4 protein-coding genes are annotated in these 4,387 nt (G+C 66.2%); 2 read left to right on the top strand and 2 right to left on the bottom strand.

All coding sequences use genetic code 11. The features are described 5' to 3' along the window. The coding region (locus RIF85_RS14755; protein WP_309072657.1) for an FAD-binding oxidoreductase at positions 1-1,541 on the bottom strand (1,541 nt) is incomplete at its 3' end. 62 nt (positions 1,542-1,603) lie between these two features. Here RIF85_RS14755 and RIF85_RS14750 point away from each other — a divergent pair. Beyond that, the gene (locus RIF85_RS14750) at positions 1,604-2,305 is read left to right on the top strand and encodes a GntR family transcriptional regulator (protein ID WP_309072656.1); all 702 of its coding nucleotides are present in this window, start codon (positions 1,604-1,606) and stop codon (positions 2,303-2,305) included. Positions 2,306-2,354: 49 nt separating this feature from the next. Beyond that, on the top strand, positions 2,355-4,019 hold the full coding sequence (locus tag RIF85_RS14745; RefSeq protein WP_309072655.1) for an alkaline phosphatase D family protein: 1,665 nt from the start codon (positions 2,355-2,357) through the stop codon (positions 4,017-4,019). A 6-nt stretch (positions 4,020-4,025) separates the two neighbouring features. On the opposite strand, the gene RIF85_RS14740 is transcribed toward RIF85_RS14745, so the two are convergent. Next, positions 4,026-4,387 (bottom strand): hypothetical protein (locus RIF85_RS14740; protein WP_309072654.1); only part of this gene is annotated, 362 nt, incomplete at its 5' end.

The raw sequence follows: 4,387 nt of genomic DNA, 5'->3' as shown, positions 1-4,387 counted from the left end.
GCGACCCGGAGGTTGGCGTCCAGCGGCTCGGGATCGATCAGGACACCAGGGTTGAGGATGTTGTCCGGGTCGAAGATGCCTTTCACCTTGCCGAACAGCGACAACGCGTCCGGCGTATACATGTACCGCAGGAGTTCGCTGCGCGCCCGTCCGTCGCCGTGTTCGCCCGAGAGGGACCCACCATAGGATGCGACCAGCCGGGCCGCATCGGTGAGGAAAGCGCGGAAGGCGGCGGCGCCGTCGTCGCGCTGGAAGGGGAAGTCCAGGCGCACGTGCACGCAGCCGTCGCCGAAGTGACCGAAGGGGAAGCCTGTGAGGTTATGCGTGAGCAGGAGTTCGTCGAATTCACGGAGGTAGTCGCCTAACCGTTCCGGCGGGACAGCCGCGTCCTCCCACCCGGCGTGCGCAGGTGCTCCGGCAGGTGACCGGCCCGCAAGTCCTCCGCCGTCCTCGCGGATGCGCCACAACGCCGCGGCCTGAAGCGGGTCGGTGATGATGCGGGCGTGTCGGGCTGCTTCGATGCGGCTCACCGCAGCCGCCCTGTCCGCCACCTCCAGGGCATCGTCACCCGAGATCTCGACGAACAGCCAGGCCGCCCCACCGGGCAGTTCAGGCACCGCCCGCGGACCCTTGCGTGTGCGCACCACCTCGACGATGCGCGAATCGAGCCCCTCACACGCCGTGGGTTTGAACGGAAGGACCGCAGTCACGGCGTCACCGGCGTCCCCGATGTTCCGGAATCCCAGCACCACCATGGTTTTATGGGGCGCGTCCTTCACCAGCCGCACGCCGGCTTCGAGCACGACGGCGAGGGTCCCCTCGCTGCCCACGAGCATCCTCCGCAGGTCAAACCCCCGCTCCGGCAGGAGGTGCTCGAGCGAATACCCGGACACCTGACGCCCAAACCGCCCCAGTTCGGTGCGGATGGTCCCGAGGTTCGCGCTCACCAGTGAGCGGAGGGCATCGGTCTCCGCCGACGACGGCGTCTCCCCTGCTCCCAGCTTCAGCCGCGTGCCGGAACCCGTCAGCACGTCGAGGTGGGTCACGTTGTCGGCCGTCCGGCCGTAAGCGAGGGCGCGTGATCCGCACGCGTTGTTACCGATCATCCCGCCTACGGTGCAGCGCGTGTGCGTCGACGGGTCAGGTCCGAAGCGCAGCCCGTTGGCGAGCGCGACTTTCTGCAGTGTGGCGTGAATGGCACCCGGTTCCACGACCGCGGTACCGCTCTCGGCGTCGAACTTCAGGACCCGGTTAAGGTGACGGCTGAAGTCGATGACCACGCCACGGCCGATCGCGTTTCCCGCGAGAGATGTCCCGGCTCCACGTGAGGTGAACGGGATCCCCCGCTCGCGGCACACCTCGAGTGTGGAGAACACTTCGTCGAGATGGCGCGGAAAAACGACTGCGGCCGGCTGGATCCGGTACAACGAAGCATCGCTGGAGTAGACCGCGCGCGACGTCGCGTCCGCCCGGGCATCGCCCACTCCACGCGATTGGAGTTCCGAAACCAGGGACCGGGGAGCTGAGAGCGTCGTCGCCATGGGTAACATGTTACTACGCCGTGCTGCTCTGGGTACTTTTCTCACGCGACTACTCTGGACGCATGCCATCTGTTCAGACGCCGAGACCGCCGTCGCTCACCGAGCGCACCATTGAAGCGGTCCGGGACGGCATCCGGAATGGTTCATTCGTGCCCGGTGAGCTGTACTCGGTGTACCAGTTGGCGGACCGGCTTGGGGTGTCCCGCAGCCCGGTGCGCGAGGCATTGCTGCGGCTGGCCGAGACCGGAATGGTGAGCATCGAGAAGAACCGCGGCTTCCGGGTGGTGCTGCCCGGCGCACGTGAGCTCGCCGAGATCATGGCCGTGCGGCTCGCACTCGAAGTGCCGGCCGCTGCGCGGGCCGCCCGGCGTGCCGGCCCTGCCGACCGCGCAGCCCTCGAAGCGGAACGCGAGTCCATGCAGCAGGCTGTACGTACCGGCAACGAAGGCGACTTCCTCCTCCACGACCAACGGCTCCACTCCGTCCTGCTCAATCTCGCCGGCAACACCCACGCCATCCGCATCATCGACAACCTGCGTGACGCTACCCGCCTGGTGGGCATGTCCACCATCCGCACAGCGCGCTCCCTCGATGATGTCTACGCTGAGCACCTGCCGATTCTCACCGCCGTCGAGCATGGCGACCCCGCCGCCGCAGCCGACGCCATGCGCCATCACCTGGAATCGACGGGAAGGCTCCTGCTGCGCGGAGCGGCAACCGAGCACGACGACGTCGACCGCCTGTGGGAGGACTACGTCGGCTGAGCCGACGGTGCCGATAGCGGAGGCGCGTCCGCACGGGTAGAAAGGAGGAATGGACTCTCCCTTGATACTCGGCCCGATGCTCCGGTACGTCGACGAAACAACCGCGAGCGTATGGGTCGAAACGCGCTCCACTGCGTGCGTTCGAGTCAACGCTGCCGGGAACTCGTGGGAGGCGGGAACCTTCGCCGTGAACGGGCACCATTACGCCCTGGTCGAAGTGGACCGCCTGGACCCGGGATCGAGCTCACCCTATACGGTGGAGATCGACGGGCATCGAGTCTGGCCTGAGGAGGGATCGCCCTTTCCGCCGCCGACGATCCGCACCCTGGACCCGGAGCGTCCGTTCCGCCTGTCGTATGGCTCCTGCCGGACAAGCGAAGCGAACGACCTCGCTGCCCACAAGACCCACGGGGTGGACTCCCTGCTCGCCTTCGCCCTGGACCTTGCTGTGCGGGAAGAAGAAGTGCGGCCTGATCTCATCGCGTTCCTGGGCGACCAGGTGTATGCGGACATCCCGAGCTATGAAATGCGCGAACTCATCCGTGAGGACCGCGGCATCAACACCAAGCTCGACGCCGAGCTTCGCAACTATGAGGAGTACACCCAGATCTACCGGCTCGCCTGGTCGAACCCGGCGATCCGGTGGCTGCTTTCAACTCTTCCGAGCGCCATGATCTTCGATGACCATGACATCCGCGACGACTGGAACTCGTCGCTGCTTTGGAAGAAGAAGGTCGCAACCCTCCCGTGGTGGCGCGACCGGATCGTCTCCGGGCTGGCGTCCTACTGGGTCTACCAGCACCTGGGCAACCTCTCGCCGGATGAACGTGCTGCCGATGAGGTATGGCAAACCATCCAGCAGCATCAGGGTCCGGGCGAACTTGAGCTGGGGCCGATGGTCGAGGCCGTCGTGGAGGAAGCGGATCGGGATCCGGAACGCTATCGCTGGAGTTTCTGCCGCGACTTCGGTGATACGCGGCTGATCGTCCTCGACTCGCGCGCGGCACGCGTCCTTGAACCGGGCAAACGGTCCATGCTCGACCCCAAGGAATTGCAGTGGCTTGATGAGCGGATGCAGGGCGACCGGCGGCACCTGCTCGTGGCCACCTCGCTGCCGTTCCTGCTTCCGCGGGGTCTTCACCACATCGAGGACTGGAACGCCGTGCTGGCCGACGGACGGTGGGGCGAACGTCTCGCCACCCTCGGCGAATGGATCCGGCAATCAATCGACCTTGAGCACTGGGCGGCATTCCCCGAGAGTTTCCGGGCTGTCGCGGAGATGACAACGGAGGTCGCCGAAGGCAGACGTGGCGCGGCCCCCGAGACGGTGACATTCCTGTCCGGTGACGTTCACTTCTCCTACATCGAGGAAGTGGACCACCCGATGCAGTCGCGGGTGCTGCAGGCCGTCTGCTCTCCGATCCGCAACCCCTTGCGGCCTGCATTGCGCTGGGTGGCGGCACTGCTGTCCACCCGGGTGGCCGGCCCGCTCGGAGGTGTACTGGCTCGCTTCGTGCCGCGCCCTCCGTTCCACTGGTCCACCCTGAAGAGCCCGTGGTTCGACAACAACCTCGCAAGCCTGGAGGTAGCCGAGGAGGGGCTGAAGCTGCGGTGGGACACCGGCGTCGTCAGCGAAGGAAACCACGGTGCTCCGACGCTGAGGGAGGTCACCTCGATCACCATTGCACCGCATTCGGCGAGGGCGCCGCGCTAGGGACGCCTAGAGGACGGCCGGCTCGAGCAGCTGCGCCGCGAGGTCAGCCAACTTATCCTGTGCGGCGGCATCCAGCTCGCTGGGGCTCATCGCCTGCACGTTCGCCACTACTCCATTGCCGCGGGCGGTGACTGAGAGGGTGTGGAAGACCTGCTCCGACCCGACCTCTTGCGTCATCCGGACCGCAAAAGACTCCTCGCCGATGGGATCCAGTGGGAGCTCCTCTGTGGTCGACGTGATGGTGTTGCCCTGAATGGTCGCAGTCACCACGGCACAATCCTGCAGCGCTTCGCGGCTGACCTCGAACGCGTCCTGGACAGCTTGTTCCGTCGACCCGTCGAAGAGTACGACAGCCAGATAGCCACCCG

Source organism: Arthrobacter sp., from assembly GCF_031179385.1.
Lineage (GTDB): Bacteria > Actinomycetota > Actinomycetes > Actinomycetales > Micrococcaceae > Arthrobacter_D.
Note: the sequence above shows the minus strand (reverse complement) of the source record. Positions and strands in the feature narration are given on the sequence as shown.